This window comes from Sphingomonas sp. PEI4, from assembly GCF_056679955.1.
In genome coordinates, this window is record NZ_JBWXPI010000002.1 from 424,580 (window position 1) to 445,810 (window position 21,231).

The 21,231-nt window shown below is 61.0% G+C and carries 29 protein-coding genes; 7 read left to right on the forward strand and 22 right to left on the reverse strand.

The window, feature by feature from the left end; genetic code table 11:
• Positions 1 to 46 precede the first annotated feature (46 nt).
• Positions 47 to 1,462, forward strand: a complete 1,416-nt coding sequence (gene tnpC, locus AC1MLZ_RS20900; protein ID WP_480958268.1) for an IS66 family transposase — start codon at positions 47 to 49, stop codon at positions 1,460 to 1,462.
• Here tnpC and AC1MLZ_RS20905 read toward each other — a convergent pair.
• Positions 1,425 to 2,171: a tyrosine-type recombinase/integrase gene (locus AC1MLZ_RS20905; protein WP_480961888.1), complete on the reverse strand. Its 747-nt coding sequence runs from the start codon at positions 2,169 to 2,171 to the stop codon at positions 1,425 to 1,427. The two genes, tnpC and AC1MLZ_RS20905, sit on opposite strands and share 38 nt — an antisense overlap.
• Before the next feature lie 254 nt (positions 2,172 to 2,425).
• The gene (locus tag AC1MLZ_RS20910) at positions 2,426 to 3,733 is read right to left on the reverse strand and encodes a tyrosine-type recombinase/integrase (RefSeq protein WP_480961889.1); all 1,308 of its coding nucleotides are present in this window, start codon (positions 3,731 to 3,733) and stop codon (positions 2,426 to 2,428) included.
• Between the two features lie 312 nt (positions 3,734 to 4,045).
• On the opposite strand from AC1MLZ_RS20910, the gene AC1MLZ_RS20915 reads away from it, so the two are divergent.
• Positions 4,046 to 4,270 (forward strand): hypothetical protein, encoded by a 225-nt coding sequence (locus AC1MLZ_RS20915; protein WP_093400787.1) that lies wholly within the window; start codon positions 4,046 to 4,048, stop codon positions 4,268 to 4,270.
• Positions 4,271 to 4,446: 176 nt separating this feature from the next.
• On the opposite strand, the gene AC1MLZ_RS20920 is transcribed toward AC1MLZ_RS20915, so the two are convergent.
• The 4 genes from AC1MLZ_RS20920 to AC1MLZ_RS20935 form a co-directional block, all read right to left on the reverse strand.
• Complete coding sequence (locus AC1MLZ_RS20920; protein ID WP_480961890.1) at positions 4,447 to 5,028, reverse strand: hypothetical protein; 582 nt, start codon at positions 5,026 to 5,028, stop codon at positions 4,447 to 4,449.
• A 388-nt stretch (positions 5,029 to 5,416) separates the two neighbouring features.
• Positions 5,417 to 5,725 carry a hypothetical protein gene (locus tag AC1MLZ_RS20925; RefSeq protein ID WP_480961891.1) on the reverse strand — a complete coding sequence of 103 codons (309 nt, stop codon included), beginning with the start codon at positions 5,723 to 5,725 and terminating at the stop codon, positions 5,417 to 5,419.
• Between the two features lie 576 nt (positions 5,726 to 6,301).
• Positions 6,302 to 7,390, reverse strand: coding sequence for a DUF2493 domain-containing protein (locus AC1MLZ_RS20930; protein WP_480961892.1), 1,089 nt, complete (start codon positions 7,388 to 7,390; stop codon positions 6,302 to 6,304).
• A 79-nt stretch (positions 7,391 to 7,469) separates the two neighbouring features.
• Positions 7,470 to 7,916 carry a DUF736 domain-containing protein gene (locus AC1MLZ_RS20935; RefSeq protein WP_093400791.1) on the reverse strand — a complete coding sequence of 149 codons (447 nt, stop codon included), beginning with the start codon at positions 7,914 to 7,916 and terminating at the stop codon, positions 7,470 to 7,472.
• A 1,004-nt stretch (positions 7,917 to 8,920) separates the two neighbouring features.
• On the opposite strand from AC1MLZ_RS20935, the gene AC1MLZ_RS20940 reads away from it, so the two are divergent.
• Entirely contained in the window at positions 8,921 to 9,367 is a 447-nt protein-coding gene (locus AC1MLZ_RS20940) for a hypothetical protein (RefSeq protein WP_056678167.1), read from the forward strand.
• A 272-nt stretch (positions 9,368 to 9,639) separates the two neighbouring features.
• Positions 9,640 to 9,852, forward strand: a complete 213-nt coding sequence (locus tag AC1MLZ_RS20945; protein WP_093400793.1) for a hypothetical protein — start codon at positions 9,640 to 9,642, stop codon at positions 9,850 to 9,852.
• Positions 9,853 to 9,872: 20 nt separating this feature from the next.
• On the opposite strand, the gene AC1MLZ_RS20950 is transcribed toward AC1MLZ_RS20945, so the two are convergent.
• The 3 genes from AC1MLZ_RS20950 to AC1MLZ_RS20960 form a co-directional block, all read right to left on the reverse strand.
• A complete protein-coding gene (locus AC1MLZ_RS20950; RefSeq protein ID WP_056678500.1) occupies positions 9,873 to 10,280 on the reverse strand; it encodes a response regulator in 408 nt (135 codons plus the stop codon).
• Between the two features lie 181 nt (positions 10,281 to 10,461).
• A complete protein-coding gene (locus AC1MLZ_RS20955; RefSeq protein WP_480961893.1) occupies positions 10,462 to 10,887 on the reverse strand; it encodes a PIN domain-containing protein in 426 nt (141 codons plus the stop codon).
• On the reverse strand, positions 10,887 to 11,171 hold the full coding sequence (locus tag AC1MLZ_RS20960) for a type II toxin-antitoxin system Phd/YefM family antitoxin (RefSeq protein WP_480961894.1): 285 nt from the start codon (positions 11,169 to 11,171) through the stop codon (positions 10,887 to 10,889). The genes AC1MLZ_RS20955 and AC1MLZ_RS20960 overlap by 1 nt, the downstream gene beginning before the upstream one ends.
• A gap of 102 nt (positions 11,172 to 11,273) precedes the next feature.
• Between AC1MLZ_RS20960 and AC1MLZ_RS20965 the strand changes: the two genes are divergently transcribed.
• On the forward strand, positions 11,274 to 11,762 hold the full coding sequence (locus tag AC1MLZ_RS20965) for a hypothetical protein (RefSeq protein ID WP_480961895.1): 489 nt from the start codon (positions 11,274 to 11,276) through the stop codon (positions 11,760 to 11,762).
• 447 nt (positions 11,763 to 12,209) lie between these two features.
• On the opposite strand, the gene AC1MLZ_RS20970 is transcribed toward AC1MLZ_RS20965, so the two are convergent.
• The 5 genes from AC1MLZ_RS20970 to AC1MLZ_RS20990 all read right to left on the reverse strand — a co-directional run bounded on the left by AC1MLZ_RS20970 (position 12,210) and on the right by AC1MLZ_RS20990 (position 14,579).
• On the reverse strand, positions 12,210 to 12,599 hold the full coding sequence (locus tag AC1MLZ_RS20970; protein WP_056678503.1) for a type II toxin-antitoxin system VapC family toxin: 390 nt from the start codon (positions 12,597 to 12,599) through the stop codon (positions 12,210 to 12,212).
• Positions 12,600 to 12,613: 14 nt separating this feature from the next.
• Positions 12,614 to 12,880, reverse strand: a complete 267-nt coding sequence (locus AC1MLZ_RS20975) for an antitoxin (protein WP_056678505.1) — start codon at positions 12,878 to 12,880, stop codon at positions 12,614 to 12,616.
• A gap of 299 nt (positions 12,881 to 13,179) precedes the next feature.
• On the reverse strand, positions 13,180 to 14,001 hold the full coding sequence (locus AC1MLZ_RS20980; RefSeq protein WP_480961896.1) for a D-alanyl-D-alanine carboxypeptidase family protein: 822 nt from the start codon (positions 13,999 to 14,001) through the stop codon (positions 13,180 to 13,182).
• 120 nt (positions 14,002 to 14,121) lie between these two features.
• Positions 14,122 to 14,391 carry a DUF1488 family protein gene (locus AC1MLZ_RS20985; protein ID WP_480961897.1) on the reverse strand — a complete coding sequence of 90 codons (270 nt, stop codon included), beginning with the start codon at positions 14,389 to 14,391 and terminating at the stop codon, positions 14,122 to 14,124.
• 59 nt (positions 14,392 to 14,450) lie between these two features.
• Positions 14,451 to 14,579 carry a hypothetical protein gene (locus AC1MLZ_RS20990; RefSeq protein WP_480961898.1) on the reverse strand — a complete coding sequence of 43 codons (129 nt, stop codon included), beginning with the start codon at positions 14,577 to 14,579 and terminating at the stop codon, positions 14,451 to 14,453.
• A 297-nt stretch (positions 14,580 to 14,876) separates the two neighbouring features.
• Here AC1MLZ_RS20990 and rpsU point away from each other — a divergent pair, with 297 nt between their 5' ends.
• Positions 14,877 to 15,077 carry a 30S ribosomal protein S21 gene (gene rpsU, locus AC1MLZ_RS20995; RefSeq protein WP_056483632.1) on the forward strand — a complete coding sequence of 67 codons (201 nt, stop codon included), beginning with the start codon at positions 14,877 to 14,879 and terminating at the stop codon, positions 15,075 to 15,077.
• A 22-nt stretch (positions 15,078 to 15,099) separates the two neighbouring features.
• Here the strand turns inward: rpsU and AC1MLZ_RS21000 are convergent, their stop codons facing one another.
• The 7 genes from AC1MLZ_RS21000 to AC1MLZ_RS21030 form a co-directional block, all read right to left on the reverse strand.
• The gene (locus tag AC1MLZ_RS21000) at positions 15,100 to 15,450 is read right to left on the reverse strand and encodes a protealysin inhibitor emfourin (RefSeq protein WP_132741123.1); all 351 of its coding nucleotides are present in this window, start codon (positions 15,448 to 15,450) and stop codon (positions 15,100 to 15,102) included.
• The gene (locus AC1MLZ_RS21005) at positions 15,450 to 16,529 is read right to left on the reverse strand and encodes a M4 family metallopeptidase (protein WP_480961899.1); all 1,080 of its coding nucleotides are present in this window, start codon (positions 16,527 to 16,529) and stop codon (positions 15,450 to 15,452) included. The genes AC1MLZ_RS21000 and AC1MLZ_RS21005 overlap by 1 nt, the downstream gene beginning before the upstream one ends.
• A gap of 19 nt (positions 16,530 to 16,548) precedes the next feature.
• Positions 16,549 to 17,310: a hypothetical protein gene (locus tag AC1MLZ_RS21010; RefSeq protein WP_480961900.1), complete on the reverse strand. Its 762-nt coding sequence runs from the start codon at positions 17,308 to 17,310 to the stop codon at positions 16,549 to 16,551.
• 10 nt (positions 17,311 to 17,320) lie between these two features.
• Positions 17,321 to 18,370: a hypothetical protein gene (locus AC1MLZ_RS21015; RefSeq protein ID WP_480961901.1), complete on the reverse strand. Its 1,050-nt coding sequence runs from the start codon at positions 18,368 to 18,370 to the stop codon at positions 17,321 to 17,323.
• Positions 18,367 to 18,537, reverse strand: coding sequence for a hypothetical protein (locus AC1MLZ_RS21020; RefSeq protein WP_156363470.1), 171 nt, complete (start codon positions 18,535 to 18,537; stop codon positions 18,367 to 18,369). The genes AC1MLZ_RS21015 and AC1MLZ_RS21020 overlap by 4 nt, the downstream gene beginning before the upstream one ends.
• Positions 18,538 to 18,612: 75 nt before the next feature.
• Positions 18,613 to 19,539 carry a DNA/RNA non-specific endonuclease gene (locus tag AC1MLZ_RS21025; protein WP_480961902.1) on the reverse strand — a complete coding sequence of 309 codons (927 nt, stop codon included), beginning with the start codon at positions 19,537 to 19,539 and terminating at the stop codon, positions 18,613 to 18,615.
• A gap of 253 nt (positions 19,540 to 19,792) precedes the next feature.
• Entirely contained in the window at positions 19,793 to 19,963 is a 171-nt protein-coding gene (locus AC1MLZ_RS21030; RefSeq protein WP_332747259.1) for a hypothetical protein, read from the reverse strand.
• Between the two features lie 148 nt (positions 19,964 to 20,111).
• On the opposite strand from AC1MLZ_RS21030, the gene AC1MLZ_RS21035 reads away from it, so the two are divergent.
• Positions 20,112 to 20,273 (forward strand): hypothetical protein, encoded by a 162-nt coding sequence (locus AC1MLZ_RS21035; protein WP_480961903.1) that lies wholly within the window; start codon positions 20,112 to 20,114, stop codon positions 20,271 to 20,273.
• Between the two features lie 524 nt (positions 20,274 to 20,797).
• Here the strand turns inward: AC1MLZ_RS21035 and AC1MLZ_RS21040 are convergent.
• Positions 20,798 to 21,229 carry a DUF3768 domain-containing protein gene (locus tag AC1MLZ_RS21040; protein ID WP_480961904.1) on the reverse strand — a complete coding sequence of 144 codons (432 nt, stop codon included), beginning with the start codon at positions 21,227 to 21,229 and terminating at the stop codon, positions 20,798 to 20,800.
• Positions 21,230 to 21,231 lie beyond the last annotated feature (2 nt).

Here is a 21,231-nt window from a genome sequence, read left to right on the forward strand (position 1 = left end):
CCGGATTTTGCTTGCGCCGTTGCGCGCTTGCTGATTCAGAATCCTCATGAACGTCGAAGCCGTCCGAGCGCTTTCGCATGATGAGCTGGTCGCGCTGGTGCTGGCGCAGGCGGAAGTTATTTCGCTTCAGGCCGCGCGAATTGCGGAGTTAAGCGCCCTGGTAGAGACTCAGGCGGCATCCATCACGCGCCTTGAGAGGCGTGTGGCCGAGCTGGAGGACAAGCTGGGCAAGCCGCCGAAGACGCCGGACAATTCCTCGATACCGCCGAGCGCCGGACAAAAGCCAAACCTGCCCGAGCGCCAGCGCAAAGACCGCAAGGGTCGCCCCGGTGTCACCCGCGCGCTGGCTGCCGATCCCGACCAGGTGGTCGAGGCCCTTGCCACGCAGTGCCCGAACTGCGCCGCGGCGTTGAGCCAGGACGACCAGCGCAAGGTTCATGCCTATGATCATATCGAGATCCCGCCGATCAAGCCGGTGACGACGCGCGTCCATCTGCATAGCGGAGTATGCCCGTGTTGCGAGGCCACCTTCACTGCACCTGTACCCGAAGGGATGGAGCCGGGCTCACCCTTTGGCCCCGGCATCCAGGCACTGCTGATCCATCTCCACGTCACGCAAGCGATCAGCTTCGAGCGTCTCAAGGAGATCATGAAGACGGTCTTCGGTCTCGACATCAGCGAAGGTGCGGTCGCCAATATCCTCCAGCGCGCGCTCAAGCCGATGCTGGAGGCGGCCGAGGAGATCGGCGAGGAAGTCCGCCGGGCCGAGGTGATCGCTTCCGACGAGACGTCGGCACGGGTCTGCGGGCGCAAGCACTGGCAGTGGGTCATGCACACCACTACCGCGATCTATCACATCATCGCCGACACCCGCGCCGCGCGGATCATCACCGACTTCCTGGGCGGGGCCAGGCCCAAGGTCTGGGTAGCGGACCGCTACGGTGCGCAGAACGGCCATGGCGAGCAGCGCCAGGTCTGCCTGGCGCACCTGCTACGCGACGCACAATATGCCATCGACAGCGGCGACATGATGTTCGCACCGGGCTTCAAGGCTTTGCTCAAGCGGGCCTGCAACATCGGCAAACGACGAGACCGGCTCAAGAATACAACGCTTGCCCAGTATCTCGCCCGGCTGGAGCGACAACTGACCGGCCTGATGAAGCTCGCAGTACCGCACAAGCAGGGGCAAAAGCTCATGCGCGCGATCAAGAGGTGCCGCACCGACCTGTTCGTGTTCATGACCCGGCGCGACGTGCCCTACACCAACAACGGCTCGGAACGCGCGCTGCGCATGTCGGTGATCTTCCGCAAGGTAACCGGTTGCTTCCGCTCGACCTGGGGCTCGCAGTTCTACGCTGCCACAGTCTCCGTGATCGCCACAGCAAAGCTACACGGCAAGACCGCCCTCCAAGCGATCGTAGACGTCATCTCACAGCGTCGTGCGCCGACCCTCGCCGCATAGGGGGTGAGCAGATACGTTTGAGCAGCGGCGTACGGCGCGCCGGGTCCCAAAACAACCAGGGGACATTCCGGTGCCGAGGAAGTGCGTCAATCACTGCCCGTGCGTCGTCCCCCAGCCAAACCGTACGGGGCCCGGTTTTGCTATCGCGCAGTTTTATCCGATTGCCTCTGACGTCCTGCCACTGAAGCCCGGCCACTTCGCTCGCTCTACACCCCGTAAGCAAAAGCAACGTCACCGCCGCTGCCACCGTCGGTCTTAAACTCCCTTCGACAGTCTGATCTTCGGCCAGAAGGTCCCCCAACCGCCGCAATTCCGCAGTGCTCAGAAAGCGCTCGCATTTCCGCGTCTTGTTGCGGCGGACAGACCGGCAGGGGTTCGTGCCATCGCTGCGATAACCCCATTCCTCGGCTTTGTTCAGTATGGCATTGATGATCGCCAGTACGCGGTTGGCTGCACCTGGGCTGGTGTTGTTGTTCAGCGCCGCGAACCACCGGGTGACATGTTCCTCGTTGATCTCGTCGATGGATATGCCTTGAAAGGAACCGTCAAGGTAGAGACGGCGATAACAATCGTGCATTTCGCGAGAGGTCTTTTTCCAGCGCGGCGTTGTGCGCTGCCAGTATTCATTGAGGAAGTCCTGAAACATCGGCGCGGACCGTATCCGAAACCTGTCGTTTGCCGGATCATGTCCGAGCTCGGCATGCGCCATGACCCTGCGCGCGATCATACTTGCCCGATGCTCGGTAACGACCGAGGTCGGCGCGATGGTTATAGTGCGGCACCGTCCGTTCATTCGCGTCTGCACGATATACACGGCGCGCCCGCTCGCGTATCGGCGCACGCCTAACCCGCGCTCGCCAAGCCAGACCGTACTCCGGGGTTGGCTTGTCGGTAACCTGTAGCGAACGTGTTGGCCGACGTCGGCGAGTTCCTCTGCAACAATTGCCCGCAGTGAGGTCGTTGTCATTGGCGCAACCCCAAGGCTTGTGCGAGTGAGCCGGAAATCCGCTGGGCGGCATCCCCGATCACCTCGTCGGCCAGATGCGCGTATTTGGCCGTGGTTTCCGGGAGGATATGGCCCAACAGCTTACCGATGGTCACCAACGGTACGTTGTCCATGATCGCGGTAGACGCGAAACTGTGCCGCAGGTCATGAAGCCTGAGATCCGGCATGGAGCAGGATCGACGGAAGCCGTACCACCACGGATCTATCGTAAGCGGCTTGGTCGCGGCACCGTTCGGGAAGACGAACGCGCATCCTTCGCGACGGGGGATGCTGGCCAGCACCGCCAGCGCTTGGCTGTTCAGCCAGATCGTCCTGGGTCCCGTCTTGCTGTCCGGCAGCGAGAGGTGAGGGGGGCGGACCCATTCCCAACGCAGATCCCGGATTTCGCTGATACGGGCGCCGGTGAACAGAAGCAGCCGCACGATCGCGACTTCCGCCGGAAAGCGTTCGTCCGCTGCCCGCAACGCAGCGCCGAGCCGGCTATATTCAACCGGGGAAAGATAGCGTTCCTTTGCCGCTCGGCGATATCGGGGGAGCCCTCGACAGGGGTTCGATCCCTTGCGACGCAGATTGAGCGCCTCGGCATATTTGAACAGGCTACCAAGAACTGGAATGGCGCGATTGTACTGCGCCTCATTTTCGCCCGCGCAATCGTCGCGCCAGAGCCGCACATCGGCGGACCGCACATCGCTGACGAGCATGGTGCCGAAGGCGGGCACCAATTGGACGCGCCACGCCTGAAAGTTGCGCTTGGCCGTTGATGGCTTCCAGTATCGCGCTACGTCCGCCCAATACATGTCAACGAAGCGCTCCAGCGTGATCGTCGCTACGGCAGTTTTCTGCTTCGGCAAGCCGCCTACAGCCGCTTCGGCGAGCAGTCGGCGCGCCTCAGTCCGGGCCAGACGCGCAGCGACCTCGTCGAGGCGACCAAGCGTGACCCGCACATGCTTCCCTCGCTGACGCGATCTAACCGTCCAGAAGCAGCTTCCGGTGGGCAGGATGCGAAGCCCGAAACCCTTTAGCTCGGTATCCCAGATGGTGTACTCCGACGGTCGGGGCGGATGCCTGCGGCGAGCATAATTGCCATCCAGAAACGCGCAGGAACAGGCGGCGTCCTTTCTGACTGCTGGAGCAGATTCTGTGGTCGAGGTGTATTCAGCGTGAAAGTCGGCCCATTTTTCTGGGACCGAATAGCCATCATCGGTACCCGAGCTCCCTGCCGTTTTCGGGACCAAGCCCACTGATTTGATTAGACTTTCTTTCATGAACGCATGCGTAGCATGCAAGGGTGTGCTCTACTGTAGTCCCGATTCCCATGTGTCGATTTGATCTCCCCCGTCCTTCGTATCGATATGATGGCATCTCGGTTTTCCGCGGGGCAGAGGCCCGCCTTCGCGGCGGAATGACGGTCGAACTGGTTGCTCTGACGTGGTGTCTTGGGACCGTTCTGCGATGATCGTCATCGGGTTTCCCTTGGTGTTAGAAGCTGGTCGTTGGTTGGCGCTTTTCCCTCGCCTGATCGATGGCTATACCGGTCCCGTTCAGAGCCCGATCAGCCTGACCAAAAGGCAAGTATTATGGCGAAGTCACTGGACGCTGAAATGGCCGCGATCGAGGCCGAGGAACGCAAGCTGGCAGATCGCCGAAAGGCGCATCTGAGGAAGCTTCGGGATACGGCTATTGGGACGGTCGAGAAGGTAGGTTTGCTCAAGCTCCCGCTGGATCGACTGGAGCGGTTGATGGAGGCGGTGAAGACGCTGGGCGTGGACGAGGTCGAGAAGCGGCTCACGGCGAAAGCCTGAGACGGTTCGAGACCGAGGCCCACGCTAATGGCCGCACGGGTTTGCTACCTCGTGCGGCCATTCTCTTTTCGGCAGGGGAGGGGCCTCGCCGGCTTGGCGGCATCAGGCAAAAAAAAGGGACGCGCCAGCCGGTAGGCTGGGCGTCCCATGCGGTCGTTTTAGATAACGGGGACGGATCAGATCCACGCCAGCAGGTACTCCCCTTCGATCGGTTTCAGTGCCGCCATCGTCGCCAGCGTTTCAATGCTCTCGGCCATGTCCGGATCGGAATCGAGGCGACGCCTGATGCGGGGATCCGTCAGCCTCCGGCGAAGCTCCGTCATCGGCACCATGCCGGCGACCATGCGGTCGATCCCAAGGCCGTCTAACAGCGCCAGCGCGTGGGGGGTTGCGAGAGCTATTTCCGGGGCCGCATCCGGGTTCAGAGAGAGGCGTATCGTAATGTCGCCAGTGGGTTCAGTCTGCGCCACCCGGACGCGTCGACCGAGGAACTGAGCCTCGTCGAAAATCGCGATGACACAAGGGTCGTGATCGAAGCATTTTGAGACCGTCGCGAGCGACAGATGGCAGACGCGGGCGTCGAACTCAAACCACGGATCGCCGGTGACGCCGTAGCCCGGGAGCAAAATGGCAAAACCCAACCGGAGCGATTGCTCGGCAAGCAGATCGCGTAGCGATGCGAGCTGGTCGGGAGTGATGATTGCCGCCATTGGCGCGAGGATGGCGCGGCCGTCTTCGACGCGGAACGTAATGGTCATAGTGACATCCTTCGTTGAAACCGCAAATCTCTCCCTCCCTCCTCTCCGGAGAGGTTTCGCGACGCCTGTGATCGAGCACCACCGTCGATGCCGCGACGCGTAGTCAGCGCACGGGCGAAAGGCCGCTGCGCGCAGGCGAGCGAGGCGTGCAGGGTATGACTGTCAGACGTTGGAAAACCGCGTCAGCAGCGCCGGGGCGGGCTCGATGCCCGCACCGGCGCTTCCCCGGCCGATGCGTAGCCAGGGGAGGCCCGACGGGGCCGTACCGAAGCGAGCGAGCCGGCGCCGCACGCCCGTCGAAACCAGCAACGGAAAAGGGCCACCCGATCGCCCGGATGGCCCTTTGAGTATTAGACGATGAAGGGAGGAGCCAAAGCCCCTCCCGCGGTCATTTGATGAACTGGGCGTAGGCGGTGAGCGCAGCCCCGATCGCGATTGCTCCCGTCATCAGTGAGCCGAGCCCGATGATGTACCATTTAAGTCCGTCGATTGAGGTCTGCATACCCTTGAGGCCGCTTTCCAGCTTTACCTCCAGACCCGCGATTTGCTGCTTCAACGGCTCAATTGCGCGACCCACGGCCATGTCGATCTGCTCCTCGACGACGACGACTGCCTTTGCCGCTGCCTCATCGTCTATATTAGCCGATCTTAGTGCTCTGAACAACGCGACTTGCATTTCGTCCTCCTTCTTCTTCAAGACGCATTCCGGATTAGGGCGGCGCGGCGAGGGTCAAGGGATCGCTCTTGCGACCGCTTTAGCGGCGGTAGGGGCAACGATTTTTCGCAGAAAAATGGTGGGACCCTGCCGTCCCTTGAGGCTTGTCGCGCCGCCCGGGATAATAGGACGACTTGAGATAGATTTTCCCCGCGGCAGCAGCGCCAGGGCGGGCTCGATGCCCGCACTGGCGCTTCCCCGGCCGAGGCGTAGCGAAGGGCAGGCCGAAGGGCCTGACCGATGCGAGCGAGCCGGGTCCCGCGCCAGCCCCAAACCGGACGGTCGGGCAGCTCGTTCGCGATGCTTCTCAAGCTACGGCAGCGCATTACCGGAGGGGGGAAGGCGACCGGCTGCGCGGCGTCCAGGTGCGGCCCGACGGGGCCGTGCCAAGGACGTCGCGCGGCCGGTCGCCTGGCATGGGGGGAACCGTAGGGTTCCCCCCACAGCAACGCTGACAAAAAGGGGCCAGCGCGGGGATTTCGCCCGCCGCTGGCCTAGTGTTTCCTGCCAAGGAAAGGGGAGGGGCGGCGCGCTCTCGGCTGCGCCGCCCGGATAGGGTTAGCCGATTGCCTGCCGCTTGGTTGCGGTCGGTGCCGGTGCCTGTCCGTCGATACGGAAGGCGTGGGTCGGGACGCGGGCGTCCTTCAAGGTCTGCAACAGGTTCGATTGCAGGCCGGAACCTTGGCAAACGATGGCTTCGACGGGGGCGAGTTTTACAAGCTGCTCGTTGCGAACGAACCCGGCGCGGTTGCCATAGCGGCCCGTCTGCAGTGTGAAGGCAACCACGGTAACGCCACGGCTTGCGGCCCATGCTGCCGCGATCATGTCGCACCCTTTACGCTGCGCGGTGGTGCAAAGCGTCATGTGCGGGATACGGGCTTTGATCTGGTCGAGGCGGTCCCAAAGCTGTTTAAAGTCGTGCCACTCCTGACCGCCCGAAAAGACGACAAGCGGGCCGGTGGGGTTGCGCTTTTCGCGGTGGTCCTGCGCGCGGGCCTTCAGGAAATCGAGGGCGGCAATCTGGCTTGCGGTCCCTCCGCTGGAAACCTTCGATCCGCGCGCGGGGGACCAAGGGTGGCCGGACTGTGCCCGGTAGCAGTCGGCGGCATAGTCGCGCATGCATTCGATGGCGGCGCGCTGTTCGGTCTTGGTCTGCGCGCGGAGTTGCAATTCCTCCATTTCGACGGCGTAAATCTCGGACGGATCATAGCGGCGCGTCATCTCGCCAAGGTCGCGACACAGCGTGTCTTCCTCACGTTCCAGTTTCTGCGCTTCGTAGTGAAACGAGTTTACGAAACCCCAAGCGATCGCCTGTGCGCTGGTCTCTAGGCGGGTGTCGCGGAACAGGTCGAAAAGGGTTGCCATGATCGCCGCGCAATCGTGCTGCGCCTCGATCGGCTCGGGCATGTCGAGTTCGGCGCGCTCGTCGCCCATTTCGACGATCGAAAGCGCGCCAACGTCGCCGAACGCTTCCTGAAAATTGGTTGTCGCGGTGTCTTCGGCCATGCTCTCGGCAATCTCTGCCGTGCGGGGGTCGGTCGCGTCGTCGGACGCGCTGTCGGTCGCGGGCGTGGCGTTGGTGCCGTTCATGGCTTCGCCCAAGTCGGCAAAGCTGGTAAGGCGCGGGGAGGTCGTTTTCTTCGTCATTGGTCTGACTCCGTTGGCAGGGGTAGGCGGCTAGGGTCGGGGGAGGGTTGCACCCCTCTCCCCGCCCGTTTGGGTGGTCTTAGAACGCAGGGATTTCGTCGTTTAGCGGCTCGGAAAGCTGGCCGTTGTCGGTGGCGTTGCCGGTGCCGAAACCGTCATCCGATGCCTTGCGGCGGTTCTGGCGCGTGCCGTCCAGATTTTCGCGGCGCGTGGTCGGGCGGTTCCAGACGACGCGGAAACCTTCCTCGTTATTGCCGAAAAGCATGATCTGGAGGGGTTCACTGATGCTGGGGTCGTCCAGCTTGCCCTGATAGAAAACTTCGCCACTGCTGTTGCTGGTCATTTCCCAGAGCGCGCCGATCTGCACCCAACGCTTCGCGACGTTCAAAACCATGATCTCGAACGCGGGGGCCTTGTCGTTCATGCTCTCGACGGGACGGAGGCCAAGGCGCGCGAGGTCGATGGTTGCCGTTGCGACCGAACCGAGGAGCTGACCGCCGACCGACTTGAAAGAACCAATGTTCATAGTATTCACTCCACGTTGCGGGGGCCTATCCCCCTGTTTGCCGGTGCTTGGGGCCTTTCCCCTCCGGCATCTTCTTTTTACCCCCTCCACTCTATTTGACCAACCTGATTGATTACTTGACGCCTAATCATCGTACACGGTGAGTCCGTGCATAAAGAAGCCCCCGACTAGGGGGCGTAAATAACAAATCAAAGACGCATTGATCGCGGTAGCGAGCAATTCTGTTTCTACCGTGCTTATGGGCAAGGCCCGGCCTTTGTTCTCATCGCACCCGGAGCCGTCCTCGCAGGGGCTCAAGAGGCAGGCACGGCTGGCGGGGTCAACACGAATGACGGAGGCTCCGCCGCTTTAGCGGTGGAAACCGTAGGGCCTTCAGGCCCGGTATTCTTGTTGAGGCGTCTTCAAATCAAATAAAAGCATTGTCCGCTCCAGCGGACAATTCCCCTTTGACGCCGACCCCGTCGGACGGGTCTGCCACGCCGAGACACTGAGAGACGGCGAAGGGTGTGATGAGAACACAGGCCCACAAAGCACACATCATGCGCCTAGCGCATGATTCCACAGCCGAAGGCTGCCTGCGGTGGTCATGGTCCTAGACAAGAGGGCAGGGTAGATCGACACACCCGCCCCAGGCCATCCGCGAACCTGGCGCACGAGCCCTGTCAGCGTGCCCCGGGAGCCCGACAAGTGATTGTACCCGAAGGGCGGAGACCCGCTCTTCGCGGGGCTCCGGGAGGCTCTTGCCGACTATTGAACGGTCCCGCCCTCTTGGGCGGGATGTCCCAACCCTTTCTATTTTTCCTTCAACTCTTCGAAGATTTCAGTCGGCTGTACCCGGCCCATAAGCCACATCCGAGACGGCCCCATCGACAAGAAAGCATCACATTTCCGTAGGGGAAAAGCTTGGCTTGAGCCCATCAATCAAGTCTTTAGAGTGGCCTATCGAAAAGGGCGAACGTCACAGCGACGCTGGCCGAAAACACGAAGCAAATGCCTCGCGATGTATGATCGTCCGGCAGGGGAGGGGTAAAAAAATGAATCGGGAAGCGATGCTCGGCACATTGGAAGGGCATCATCGAGACATCATGGATGGCCTTCGCGAAATCAGACGGCATTGCAACGAGGAAAACCCGAACAGTCGTGATCTGGCGGACGCCCGGGAACAGTTGACTGCGTCCAGCCTGTCGCGGTCCAGGTACGTCAGCGAGGTGATCGTTCCAACTTTGCTAAAAGATGCCGACGATGGCTTAAGGACGGAGCTGTCCGAGTTACTCTTTGCAACCGCAACCAAGCGGATGTTTTCGCGCGCGCATATTGCCGAGTGGACGACGACGTCGATCGAGGCGGACTGGTCAGGTTATTGCGCCGCGGCGCGGGATATTTGGCCAATGATGGAAGAGCAGATCGCGCGCGAGACGAGGGTGTTGGCTACGCGGCTCAAGCATCGATAGCGACATCAAGCTGGGTTGAATCCCTTCAGACCATGGCGGTGCCAAAGATATTGTCAGGCGCACCGGGTGGCGTTCGGCAGACAAAAAAGGGGCCAGCGTGAGCCGGCCCGGATAGTTTTTAGGAGAGGATGCCTGAAAGGCGTAGCCATGCTGCATCTGCGAACATCGTTTTGCAACCGCGAACAGGCTTGAACCGCATAAACTTTGGTCGTTAACCAGCGAAAGCTGACAGCCGCATCTCGCGCGATCGATTGGCTATCCGGGGGGGGACATTGAGCGACACGCGGATCGGTACGGTTGAGCGGGCATTCCAGTTGGCCAGGGAAGGGGCCTGTCGCTCGGTTTCGGACATTCGAGAACGCCTTACCGCCGAGGGTTATGAGGGCGTGTTCAGCCACCTGAACGGCATGAGCATCAGGCGTCAGTTGACTGCCGCGCTCGTAGCACGTGGCGTGACGACGCCGGTCGAGAGCGACGACGTCTGAACCATGCCGTCCTACGCGGCTCAGGCCGCGTTCTTGAGCGGTTCTGGCAACTTGCCATCGGGCAGGGTTTCGCGAAGATGGCCATGGATCATCTGCGCGTTGAACGGCTTCGAAAGAAACGTCGCCTTCTCCGGAAGGTCGCCAGTTTCCGGGCTGACGCGCCCGCTACCGATGACAATCTCGATCCAGGGGTAGTTTTCGGCGACGTGGCGCGCGAGCGCGAACCCGTTGGTGTCACCCGGCATGTCGACGTCCGAAAAAAGAAGGGTGATGGTGTGGGCGTACTCGGGAAGCATAGCGATCGCGGCATCGCCGCTACTGGCTTCGTAAGTGCGGAAACCCGCGTCTTCGAGGATCCCAGTTATATCCATAAGGATGAATGGTTCGTCGTCGACGGCCAGAGCGTAGGGGATTGTTGATAAGGTCATGCGCATCAACCCGCCATTTGCGAAAATGGCTCCGATACAAAGCACATGCAGCACACCTGTTTACCTTGTGGAACGGGCGTCGATCGCTTCCTGGAGAAGGCCTGCCGAGGCCCCGATAAGTACCGCACCAAAAGCGAGGGCCGTTCGTGGGTGCATGGATCTCATGATCGTCTCCTGGCTTTCACTGAGGGTAGGTCCACGGATCCAAAAGGGTAACATCTGTGCCTGCGAAGTCGACGACATTTCGGGTGACGATCGTCAGGTCGTGTACGAGGCCGGTCGCTGCGATCCAGGCGTCGCGTTCGCTTTTGGTGTCCGGAACGTGCAGCCGCGCGCAGCGCAGCGCGATCGTTGTGTCGACGGGGAGTATGCGCCCGGCAAAGGCGGGCATGACCTTGTCGTGTAGCCAGAGCCGCAACACGCCGGCTTGCCGCGTATCGCGCCGTTCGAGCAGTGCGATGCCAAGCTCGATCTCCATGATCGTGATGACCGAAAGGAACATGTCCGCCTGATCGACGCTACCGGCCCATGCTTCGACGGCTGCACTGATCTTTCCGCTGCGCCGCTTGCGCAGCTCGGACAGGGCGTTGGTGTCGAGCAAGTACATCAGTCGAACACCGCCGGACGCGGGAACGATGGTGCCCTGCTGAAGTCGACCTCGATGTCTCCGACCTCGTCCATGTCGAGGGCGTCGAGGATGTTGCCGGGAGGCGCTTTCAGCCGCTCGTATTCGGCAAAAGGCATGACCGCCATGATTGGTCGGCCGCGTTCGGTGATGATGACTGCGCCATCAACCGCGGCCCGCTTGATGCGACCTGGTTCGCGATTGAAGTCGCGACTGGAAAAAGTTTGCATGGCGGCTTGACCTTCTTTGTCGTGACGTACAGACATTGCCGTAGGCAGCGGAATTGTCAATGTTCGTCACGCGACCGGGTATTGCTTCATCGCTTGACGATCCTGCCAAATCCCAAGCCTCACCCGAAGGAGGACATGATGAAAGTGCAGGATATGATGCGGGGGTACGACTATGACCTCCCGCTATATGACGTGCTGAACAACAGCGGCACCAACAATAACGGCGACCCCGAAATATCGACCGATCGGCGGGTGCTGGCGGGCGCCACGATCGGGATCGGCCTCGACGTTGCCTATTTCGCGATCACGGAGATGCAGGAAGCGTTCACCGCACTGGCGAGCGAAACGAGCAACGGCATGGGCCGTGGCGAGGGGCACAAGGATCTCGAAGAGATCTTGCGCGACAAGAGCCCGTTCCAGATGCGGCTTTGGTACCTGCTATACGACACGCCTATCGAGCAGGCGATTACAGAACTCGCCTGGTTGCAGAGCCTGACGTACCGTCGTGGTCGGATGTGCATGGTGATGCGCGAGCAGAAGCTTGCGGTGATTTACGCCACGAACGCCCAGCTGTGCGAGAGCCTGACGGCCGCGCAGATCATGGCCAACGTGACGACCGAGGGCTGACGATAGTCGCCCGGTCAGGCGACCAGGGCGAGAAGACTCTCCGGGTGATGTGGCCGGCACCGGGAGACACGGAAAGGCTGAATGGGATTGTCGGTGCGGACTACGAACTGGTCGACGCCGGTGCTCTCACGAAGCTGAATAGCCACGGCGTAGGCGTTCTCGAGTGAACTCAGTGAACTGCGTCGGGCTGGAAGTGCAATGACGGTCATGGTGATGTCCCTTCGGGGTGAAGTCCTTCGGGTGAAGTGCCGTATGGCGGGTAGAACGGCCGAAAGGCCCGTTCATGGAAAATTGACGACGATCCGTATATCGACGGTGGTGGACCGGATTCGACGCAGATGCGTTAAGCCAGTCTATCCACCGTTTCGACGGAGGAACCTTCGATCGACGGGGTCGGGACCGCTGCTATCGGTTCCGGCCCCGTTTTCGTAAGCGGAGCCGTCGGCGTCAGACGAGCCAATTCTCCACACGAAGACCCCGGATACGTGTGAACTCGCCGACATTAGCGGTGACCAGCGTGGCACCTAGTGCATAGGCATGGGCTGCGATCAGGAGGTCGTTGGGGCCGATCGGTTTGCCAGCGGCTTCAAGCTCGGCACGGATCCCCCCATATTCGGCGTCGGCCGGAACATCGAGCGGAAGGATCTCGAGCCCGCCCAGAATGGCTTCGACTTGCTGGAGCAGGCGAGGGGACCCCTTACGGGCGCAACCATAGCGCAGTTCGGCCGCGGTGATGATGCTGACACACAGATTGTCGCTTCCGATCTCGACGATCTTATCGAACACCGCGCCTTGCGGATTTCGAACGAGGTCGGAGACGATGTTGGTATCGAGCATGTAGCGTGACCCGGTCACAGGTCGACGGCCCTGAGCGGGAGCAGCGTAGCATCGAGATCCTCTGGAAACAGATCCTCAGAGGCGAGGGGGGTTAGCCCTTTCAGGATGTCGAGAAGACGGGCCTTGGGTTCGGGCTCGATGATAAGCTTGTCGCCTTCCTTGTGGATGAGCACACGGCTTCCCGAAAATTCGAACTCGGCGGGAATTCGCACTGCCTGGCTGCGATTGTTGCGAAACAGCTTGGCTTCGCGCACGTCGACATTAGCAGATGTCTGGGTCACGACGCCTCCTTTGCATATGCCATGTATATACCTTGTTGGGCTGACGTTATCAATCGCGATGAGCGATGGCGTCGTAGTTACGTCCGTGTCTTCCATCTCAGGTGGCCTCGGCGTGGGAAGCGCGTAGCTTTATGCGGTCCTGGCCAGGGTTGCTGCTTGAGACGGCTCTCGGCGAAAGCCGGAACCAAGCCATGCAAAATCGATGCCGAATATCCTCTAACTTACTGATTTAACATAAGATATATTATCGATCCGAAGGATCCTCGCCGCTCTGGGTCACCCCAAGGCAGTTCGTAGAGTTACCGCCGTCGTATGCGACGCGCCTTCGATTTTGACCCGGTGAAGCCCAACTCGATCAGGTTGGCAACGCGCGCATCACGCGCCGAAACGCTGGTCTCACCCAACACAACGACCACGATACGCCGACCTCGGCGCATCGCCGACGCTGCGAGATTGTAGCCAGCGTCGGACGTGTACCCGGTCTTGATGCCGTCGACGCCCGCGACCCGACCGAGCAGATGGTTGTGATTGCCGATGCGACGCGATCGCCACTGAATCGTACGTCTGCTGAACCGGGCATATTGCCGCGGAAATCGCCTGACGATGGCGCGCGAAAGCTTCGCCATGTCGCTCGCCGTCGTCACGTTCCCGGTGCTAGTCAGCCCGGATGCGTTTGCAAACCGGGTGTTCCGCATCCCAAGCTGGCGTGCCTTTGCCGTCATCAGTCTGGCAAATTTTGGCTCACTACCAGCAATGCGTTCAGCCACGGCAACGGCCAGGTCGTTCGAAGAGATCGCTGCGATAGCATCCAGCGCCTTGCCGACAGTGATCCTCCCACCTGCGGCTATGCCTAAGCGCGTAGCCGGCTGATGCGCCGCCCGGCGGGATATCGGCAAATGGTCACTTAGCCGTAAGCGACCATCGGTCAGCGCTTCGAATGCGAGATAGAGCGTCATCAGCTTGGTCAGCGACGCCGGCCGTTTCGCCGCATCCGGCGCCTGCGAAAACAGAACGGTACCGGTTGAGGCATCGACAACGATCTCAGAGACGCGTGATCGGGCATATGCAGCCTGCACAGGCAGGCAGAATGCCAAGCTGGCAACGATAAGACCGATCTGCAACCGCCGTAGAGAACTGAAAAACATGCCGAAGTTGGTATCCTCAATGAGCCTAGAAGATGCCAACCCTGACCTGACTGCTGCCTTAAGCGGCGCGCTTCGAAGGGCGCCCCGGAGCGATTGCTACTCGAGGTCACTTTCTGTCACGGTTATCACATTGGCCGTTGGCCGAAGCTCGGCAAGATCGGCGCAGATATCGAGAATTTCATCGCTGAATCGCTCGAACAGTTCCAGGGCGTCATTGTCTGGTTCATCGCCGCTCACTTCACGCAAAACGGCGTATTTCACGGCAAAATCGCGGTCCTCGCTGTCAATTTCGGCGGTAAACTCGACCTGCTTTTCGCGGTCGTTGTCGACCAGGCTGTCTTGATCAATCATGAGACGGTTCGCCATGTATCACTGCTTCCTTGGTTGGCAGGCTCCCCTGCCCGAAGGCTACACAGCGCGCAAACTCAGCATAGGCTGATCCCGCGGTACGTCGCGTCCTCAACGATGATCTTGGCCGTTCCCGGTCCGACAATCGTGTTCACCTTCCCCAGCGTCGTATCGATCGAGTCCCCTGGGAATACGATCTCGACCACGTGGGAATTGGCGACTGGGAGGCCATCAGCGTCGATTACTATTGGCGCCGGTAGCAGTTGAACACGATAGGTAGGAATGTCGGGATTGGTCATGGCGCCTTCTCCGGCCTAATGGATGAGTGTCAATGCCCAGGGGCCGCGGCGTAGAAACCGTTCCAGCATGGGGCAGGAGTAAACACAGTCGCGATAGAAAACTGCGTTTGAAGCCGACAAGTTAATCATGGACTTGGCACATGCCTACGGGGCTTATAGGCATGGCCGTCTTAATCAGCGACGCAATTTCGAAAGTCAGGTTTCATGCAGGTCATCGTCCGCGACAACAACGTCGACCAGGCTCTTCGCGTTCTGAAAAAGAAGCTGCAGCGCGAAGGCGTCTACCGCGAGATGAAGCTGCGCCGCCATTTCGAGAAACCGTCGGAGAAGCGCGCTCGCGAACACGCAGCGGCCGTTAGCCGGGCGCGCAAGGCCGATCGCAAACGCGCCGAAAAGGATCAGTAAGCCTCACGGTTTGGTTAGACCGTCACCGTGTGGGTGCGTGCTGCTTGCTCAGGCGGCGGACAACAGAGACGAGCTTCGCCATTGCGGGGTCACGGATCGGCTCGGCGAGCCGCATCTCCCGGCTTCGTCCATCGATCGTCAGGCCAACTGTATACGTGCGTGCATCCGGCCTCGCGATATCGGTCGATGGCTCGCAACCGAAGAAGTCAGCCTGGTCGGCAAGGCTGGTGAGTTCCTGACGCTCGGGCGTTGCAAGGTCACCGAACGAAATGGTCTGCTCCTTTGCACGACCGGGAAAATGGGCAAGACCACCCTCGATACGTACCCGGGCTTCGCCCGTCACGGTCTCGTCGCAAGCCTTGCCCATCTGCATCAGATCACTCCAACCGTTGTCCATGCTTCGGCGACAGCTGTCGTCTCGGCACTATCCGTACCGTGCAAACGTCCCGCGACGTCGATGGTGACGCAGGCAAAGCCGGCGAAGTCTGTGTTGGCCCGCGTATTGGGGTCCAGCACCGCATTGTACCATATCCGACCGGCACGGTCCCATGCGTTTCCACCGATCGTCGTCGCGGCCAGGTAGAAGGCTCGGTTGGGGATACCGGAATTGATATGAACCCCGCCATTGTCCTGATTGGTGCGGACAAAGTCATCCATGTGGCCCGGCTGCGGGTCCTTGCCGAGGACTGGATCGTCATAGGCCGTGCCGGGTTCCTTCATCGACCGCAGCGCGACGCCTTTGACCGCAGAGGTCAGCAGTCCGGCACCAATGAGCCAGTCCGCCTGGTCGGCCGTCTGGCCAAGAAGCTTCTGCTTCACCAGGCTGCCGAACACGTCGGAGATGCTCTCGTTAAGCGCGCCCGACTGATTGAAGTAGGCGAGCCCAGCTTCCTTCTCGGTGACGCCGTGCGTGAGCTCGTGACCAATGACATCGAGCGCGATCGTGAAGCGGTTGAACAGCTCGCCATCGCCATCGCCGAACACCATCTGGGTGCCGTCCCAGAAGGCGTTGTCGTAGTCCTGATCGTAATGGACCGTGGCATCAAGCGGCAGCCCGGCATCGTCGATCGAGTTGCGCAGATAGGCCTCCCAGAACAACGCAAACGTTGCACCGAGACCGTCATACGCCTCGTCGACCGCGATATCGCCCGTCGGTCCCTCCCCCTCACGCCGCACAACCACAGAACCAGGCGCTTCAGGTTCGCCCCCAGCGTCCCGGATCGTCCGTAATGGACTGTGCACAAGGATGTTGCCCGCAGCCGACCGCCGTCGGGCGATATCTCCGGTGACGGGGCCGGCTGTACTGGCCCGGACGATCCGGATGGTCGGGTCGATCATCAGGCTGTGCATCGCCATGGCGCGCAGCGCAGGTGAGCCGTTCTCGGCGATCTTGGAAAGGATGTATGGCGGCAGGATGCAGTAAAGCGAATGCCGATGCGTGGACATGCACATGATCGTGTCTCCTTATCGATTAGCGGCGGGAGTGGCGAAGCGCGAAGGGTACGAGCGCGACCCACATGATGGTGATGAAGGCGAGAAACTGGCTGGTCTGTGCCGGGCCGCCCGGGAGGTAGCCAAACCCGCCTAGCGAGGCGGCGTAGAGCTCGAACGAAATGACCGACACGCCGATCGCCAGCACATCGGCATCTCCCCCACTCTCCTCCTGCGTTCCAAACCAGCGCAGCGCGATGACGAACAGCGTGATGATGGCGATCAGGATCAAGCGGATGACGATGTCGTTGCCAGCAATCCCAATGGCGAGGGGGTAAAGCGTCACGGCCTCTACCGGGAACAGCTTCACAAGGCTGGTGTAATATGGCTCTGGGGTTGGATCAGGCCGACGCCCGGGTCTTATCAACGGCGTTGATGCGCGTCGAAGCCGCAGCGTGCCGCGCAGGGCTGACCGAGCGGACGCCACCCCATCATTGGCAAATGCCGCAATCGCGCGCTGTACGGCTGCCGCGTACCGCGACACCTCTGCATCGCCTGGTGTAAGTGCCGCGCCGATCGTCGCCGCTTGTTCGCAGCGATCCAGGATCGTGGCGAACGCCGGTCGGTCCACGGCCTCGGCACTGTGGGACGAAGCGAACCGATCGCGTTCGTTACCGAGCGCCGTGCGTAAGCCGAACATCGTATCGAAGAAGCGCGGGAGATAGCGGGGGTTCTCGGTCAATGCCTGCAGCTGATCAATCAGCGCGTCAGCCGCCTCCACGGCCTCGGTAAAGGTGGTCATCGGATCCTCCTCAAACGGGGGTGGCGATCGACGCGATCAGTCCGAGCGCGCGGGTGATGCGATCGATATTCATTCGAGCCGTGGCGCGGCGCTGCTGCGGCGATAAGCGACCTGCCAACGCATCCCGCAGCCCGGCCTGCGCTTTTGCGGCGAGATCAATCGCGTCTGCCACCTCAGCCGCCCGTACAGGTCCCTGCTTCGCGGCCTCGCGGGCGGCGAAAACACGCGTGGCAAGCTGCTCGCGCTGTTCGGCGGTCAGACTGGTGCGATTGCGAAGGTAGGTTCGGAACAGCGCGTTGCCGTAGAGATCGTCGGCGTTGCGTGCCGCCCCCCTGCCCCAGGTCGTGACCTGAACAGACAGCGATGCCAGTGCGCGATCGACGACGGTGCCGCGTTCGACAACCAATGCACGTACATCGCCGGTTTGCCGCGCTTCGCGCGCGAGGTCGTTGGCAAACGCGATCAGCGCGACGACGCTCTGCCCTTGTTCGCTGGCGACAGCCGCGTTGACGTTTGGCAGGTCAGTGCCGGCGACAAAGTTCGTGAACCGGGCCAGCCGGTCGGCTTGATCGGCAAATGCAGTGATCTCGGCCGATACGTCGGCCTTGGGGGCGTCGAGAATGGCCGCCATAGCATCAGCGTATCCACCAATTGCGGCGAGCAGGGCAACACGCGGCTCCAGTACCGCTCGTGGACTGCTCCCGATGTCGATTTCGAACGCCGTATAGCCAGGGGCGGGTGCCTCGTTCGCAAGGCATAGAGGTGCGGGCGGGACGGTCGGTGCCGTAGGCACCTGGATGCGCAGCGGGGTGGCCGGCAGGCAGCTTGGATCGCTCGCGACCAGCGCTGCAGCAGCCTCCCGACGGCGCAGCTCTATCGCGTCGAAATAGGCCGTCGTGGCGAGGACTGCCTCCCGGCCTCGGGCCTGGACCGTCCCAGCAGTTTCGAGCTGAATCGCGTTTGTCGCACATCCCACCAGAAGAGGCAGGCCTGTTAGGACAGGCAGAAGGGAAATGACGCGGCAGCGCATAACGGTCTCCTTCGGGCTTTCGAGCATCATGCGCCTAAACTGCGATTCTCTCTTCTCTTTCTACGCCGCGGGATCGTCCGCACACGCGAACGGTCTGCTGGCCGATCACGCGCGCGGACAGCGGTGATGATGTTGACGACGCTGGTGATGAGCGCTGCGATACCTACGAGCATGGGGCCGTCGATCATGTCGGTCATTGTCCGACTCTCCTTGTTGATCCGACTACCGATGTTCCATATATGTTCTTTGTAGGACAGCGCTATTTGCGGCCGTTACAGCCTAATATCTTCGGCCTCGGTAATCAGCACCCGGACAGCGTCGCCGGTCGCCTTCTCCTCGTTTGAGAATCCGTCAAATTCCCGCAACGACCCAAAGTCGAGGTTCGTCAGGCTTTCTATTGCGAGGACTGATCGCTGATAGGTCTTGAACGCTCCGAACAGGAGCGACTGCGCGTCCAGGTCGACATCATGATCGATCAGATACGCGGAGGCCGATGGACGACCATCGTCATGGATGAAGGCGACGACCTTCCAATAGGCCAGCGGGATTGCGACGCCGCGGTAAACCGGATCATTGGCCCGGAAGACCGGCCCCGTAAAAACGGTCGCACGTTCGCCGACCCGGCGCGTATTGCCGAGAATATAGTCCTCGAGGCTCAGCCAGGATCGCTGATTGAAGACCGAGAGCTGTGGCGCACAGTTGGTGAAATGGAAGGTATCGCGGTTGGCTACGCTGGCGGTCGGCCCCCAGTTGGGATCTTCGCGCCGCACAAGATGGCCGCGATCGAAGTCGTTATCGGCATATAGCTCATCCCCCGCTTGAGCCGCCGGGGGAATGCGCCCGTCGAACGCCCACGGATCTCCGCCGCGTGGTACCGAGAGGCTGGCGCTCCCATCGATATTGACGGCGGTGAAGAGGGCAAGACGCCGGCTTTTCGACATGAGAATCGAGAAATGCTCGTAGTCGAGCCGGTCACTCTCGCTGCCCGTAACCGGCAGCACATCCCCGGCAATGGCACGCGTATCGGGGAGCGGCACGGCAAAGCCGGGGAGAAAATCTGCGTCGTAACCTGCCCGACCCTGGAACGCGCCAGCGTCGGACGCCCTTACTCCTTCGCGTTCGAAGGGCAGTAAACCGAGACTTTGAGGTGAGAGCGTCCGAAGGTCGGCCAACCGGGGTCTATATGACAGGTCGATCATGATGATCAGCTCCTCAGAGTTTCACGGCAGATGCGCTCGATACGTCGTGTTGTGATGACATCCGCGCCGCGGGCAAACGCATAGGTACGCAAGGTGGCAGTCTCGTTGCATCGACGCACTGCTTTTACCTGACACTGTACAATAAAGGCAGCCGAAGCTGTCGGTTACGACCCTTCCCGTGGTTTTTCTCGAACAAATACGAAAAGGCCGGGCGATCGCTCGCCCGGCCTTTCATTCAAGAAAATGGGTAAGATCAGCGCGGCGGGGTGGTGCCGGGCGTTCCCCCTGTCGTGGAACCCATCGTACCGCCGGTCGTGCCACCCATTGTGCCGCCAGGGTTTGTGCCACTCATCGATCCAGCGGTGCCGTCAGTCGTACCGCCCATCGTGTCCGCGCCAGTCGTGCTGCCGGTTGTACCGGACATCGTGCCACTCGTCGTCCCTGACGTTGTGCCACGCGTCTTGCCGCGGGCCTTCGTGCCATGCTGCATGCGTGTCGTTGCGGTCGACCCTGATGTACTCGGCGTAGTCTGGTCCATCGAACCGGTCGACGCTTCCCCGCTCATGGTATCAGTGGTTGATCCGCTCATACCGCCGCTTGTCGTGCCACCGGTGGTGCTGCCGGTCGTCTGTGCCATCGCCACACCTGGAATAATCAGGGCTGCAGCTGCTATCGACATCAAAATCCGCATGTTCTCTCTCTATATTCTTAAAGAAGAAATCGATTGCGGTTAAGTATGTTCCCTACGGCCCGAATATTAAGAGTCTTTCGTCCGACTCTATCCGGGGCGCCTTGTATCTGTTGGCGACTTACACAACCTGATCGGTGGAGGTATTATACTAAGCCGCAGCGGGTGGTGCGCCGGTCCTGATCGTAATATTATTCGCCTTCATCGCATCGAAATTTCGCGAATCAGGTCAATTACAAGCGACCGCGTCCAGCAAGGATCGGGCGGAGGGCGTCGCCGTAGCAAGAGTCCGCAGTGAAGTGGACGGTCTGCAATCCTGTACATCTCGGCCAATCCGTTCCGCCGTTTCAAAGCATCAACCCTACTGGATCCCGACTTCGGGAGGCAGCGTCGTAACCACGTTGCCACGCAGCGCGCAGACGACTGCCACGCCGTCCGCTGGGGTTATCATTGCCCATGACGAAGCAGCGCCAGCCTGCTTTCTCGGCTTCCCAGTTCTCGTAGACCGGTCCAGGCGTCAGCAATGACATTAGGTCCAGGCGGCGATGCTTCAGTGTTGCCGTGACCATGTCAGAGGTCCTCTCGGACCATGATCGTGAGCACACGCCGGGTGATACTGGCATCGGCGGGATCTTCCGAGCCGTACTCGAACGCAGCGTCATAATAGTCGATCTTGAAGTAGACCGTCGTCCCCTCGAACTCGAAGTTGCCCCGGTCCCGTTCGGCCGCACCCGCATCGGCGAACACATGGTGGCGGATGGCGGCGTAAAGTCTTGCTTGAACGACGATCTCCATGGCGCCGTCACCGGAAGCAAAGGTGCCAAGGCAGCTCCTCGTCACCATGATCCGAGCGGTACGGTCGAGGCCATGGCGACAACGGTCATTGAGGTGGGCGATGGACGCCAGACGCGCTTCGGCGCTCGCCGGCGATCCGTTGAGCAGCTGGCCAACCTTGGCGGTGGCTTCGTGCGCGGCGCTGGTGACGATCGTGGCAGGGAGCATGG

Coding starts and splice junctions, on each gene's coding strand:
- tnpC (WP_480958268.1), top strand. CDS start 47: ATGAACGTCGAAGCCGTCCGAGCGCTTTCGCATGATGAGCTGGTCGCG.
- AC1MLZ_RS20905 (WP_480961888.1), bottom strand. CDS start 2,171: ATGGCGCATGCCGAGCTCGGACATGATCCGGCAAACGACAGGTTTCGG.
- AC1MLZ_RS20910 (WP_480961889.1), bottom strand. CDS start 3,733: ATGAAAGAAAGTCTAATCAAATCAGTGGGCTTGGTCCCGAAAACGGCA.
- AC1MLZ_RS20915 (WP_093400787.1), top strand. CDS start 4,046: ATGGCGAAGTCACTGGACGCTGAAATGGCCGCGATCGAGGCCGAGGAA.
- AC1MLZ_RS20920 (WP_480961890.1), bottom strand. CDS start 5,028: ATGACCATTACGTTCCGCGTCGAAGACGGCCGCGCCATCCTCGCGCCA.
- AC1MLZ_RS20930 (WP_480961892.1), bottom strand. CDS start 7,390: ATGACGAAGAAAACGACCTCCCCGCGCCTTACCAGCTTTGCCGACTTG.
- AC1MLZ_RS20935 (WP_093400791.1), bottom strand. CDS start 7,916: ATGAACATTGGTTCTTTCAAGTCGGTCGGCGGTCAGCTCCTCGGTTCG.
- AC1MLZ_RS20940 (WP_056678167.1), top strand. CDS start 8,921: ATGATCGTCCGGCAGGGGAGGGGTAAAAAAATGAATCGGGAAGCGATG.
- AC1MLZ_RS20950 (WP_056678500.1), bottom strand. CDS start 10,280: ATGACCTTATCAACAATCCCCTACGCTCTGGCCGTCGACGACGAACCA.
- AC1MLZ_RS20955 (WP_480961893.1), bottom strand. CDS start 10,887: ATGTACTTGCTCGACACCAACGCCCTGTCCGAGCTGCGCAAGCGGCGC.
- AC1MLZ_RS20960 (WP_480961894.1), bottom strand. CDS start 11,171: ATGTCTGTACGTCACGACAAAGAAGGTCAAGCCGCCATGCAAACTTTT.
- AC1MLZ_RS20965 (WP_480961895.1), top strand. CDS start 11,274: ATGAAAGTGCAGGATATGATGCGGGGGTACGACTATGACCTCCCGCTA.
- AC1MLZ_RS20970 (WP_056678503.1), bottom strand. CDS start 12,599: ATGCTCGATACCAACATCGTCTCCGACCTCGTTCGAAATCCGCAAGGC.
- AC1MLZ_RS20985 (WP_480961897.1), bottom strand. CDS start 14,391: ATGGCGAACCGTCTCATGATTGATCAAGACAGCCTGGTCGACAACGAC.
- rpsU (WP_056483632.1), top strand. CDS start 14,877: ATGCAGGTCATCGTCCGCGACAACAACGTCGACCAGGCTCTTCGCGTT.
- AC1MLZ_RS21000 (WP_132741123.1), bottom strand. CDS start 15,450: ATGCAGATGGGCAAGGCTTGCGACGAGACCGTGACGGGCGAAGCCCGG.
- AC1MLZ_RS21005 (WP_480961899.1), bottom strand. CDS start 16,529: ATGTGCATGTCCACGCATCGGCATTCGCTTTACTGCATCCTGCCGCCA.
- AC1MLZ_RS21010 (WP_480961900.1), bottom strand. CDS start 17,310: ATGACCACCTTTACCGAGGCCGTGGAGGCGGCTGACGCGCTGATTGAT.
- AC1MLZ_RS21015 (WP_480961901.1), bottom strand. CDS start 18,370: ATGATGCTCGAAAGCCCGAAGGAGACCGTTATGCGCTGCCGCGTCATT.
- AC1MLZ_RS21020 (WP_156363470.1), bottom strand. CDS start 18,537: ATGACCGACATGATCGACGGCCCCATGCTCGTAGGTATCGCAGCGCTC.
- AC1MLZ_RS21025 (WP_480961902.1), bottom strand. CDS start 19,539: ATGATCGACCTGTCATATAGACCCCGGTTGGCCGACCTTCGGACGCTC.
- AC1MLZ_RS21030 (WP_332747259.1), bottom strand. CDS start 19,963: ATGTCCGGTACAACCGGCAGCACGACTGGCGCGGACACGATGGGCGGT.
- AC1MLZ_RS21040 (WP_480961904.1), bottom strand. CDS start 21,229: ATGCTCCCTGCCACGATCGTCACCAGCGCCGCGCACGAAGCCACCGCC.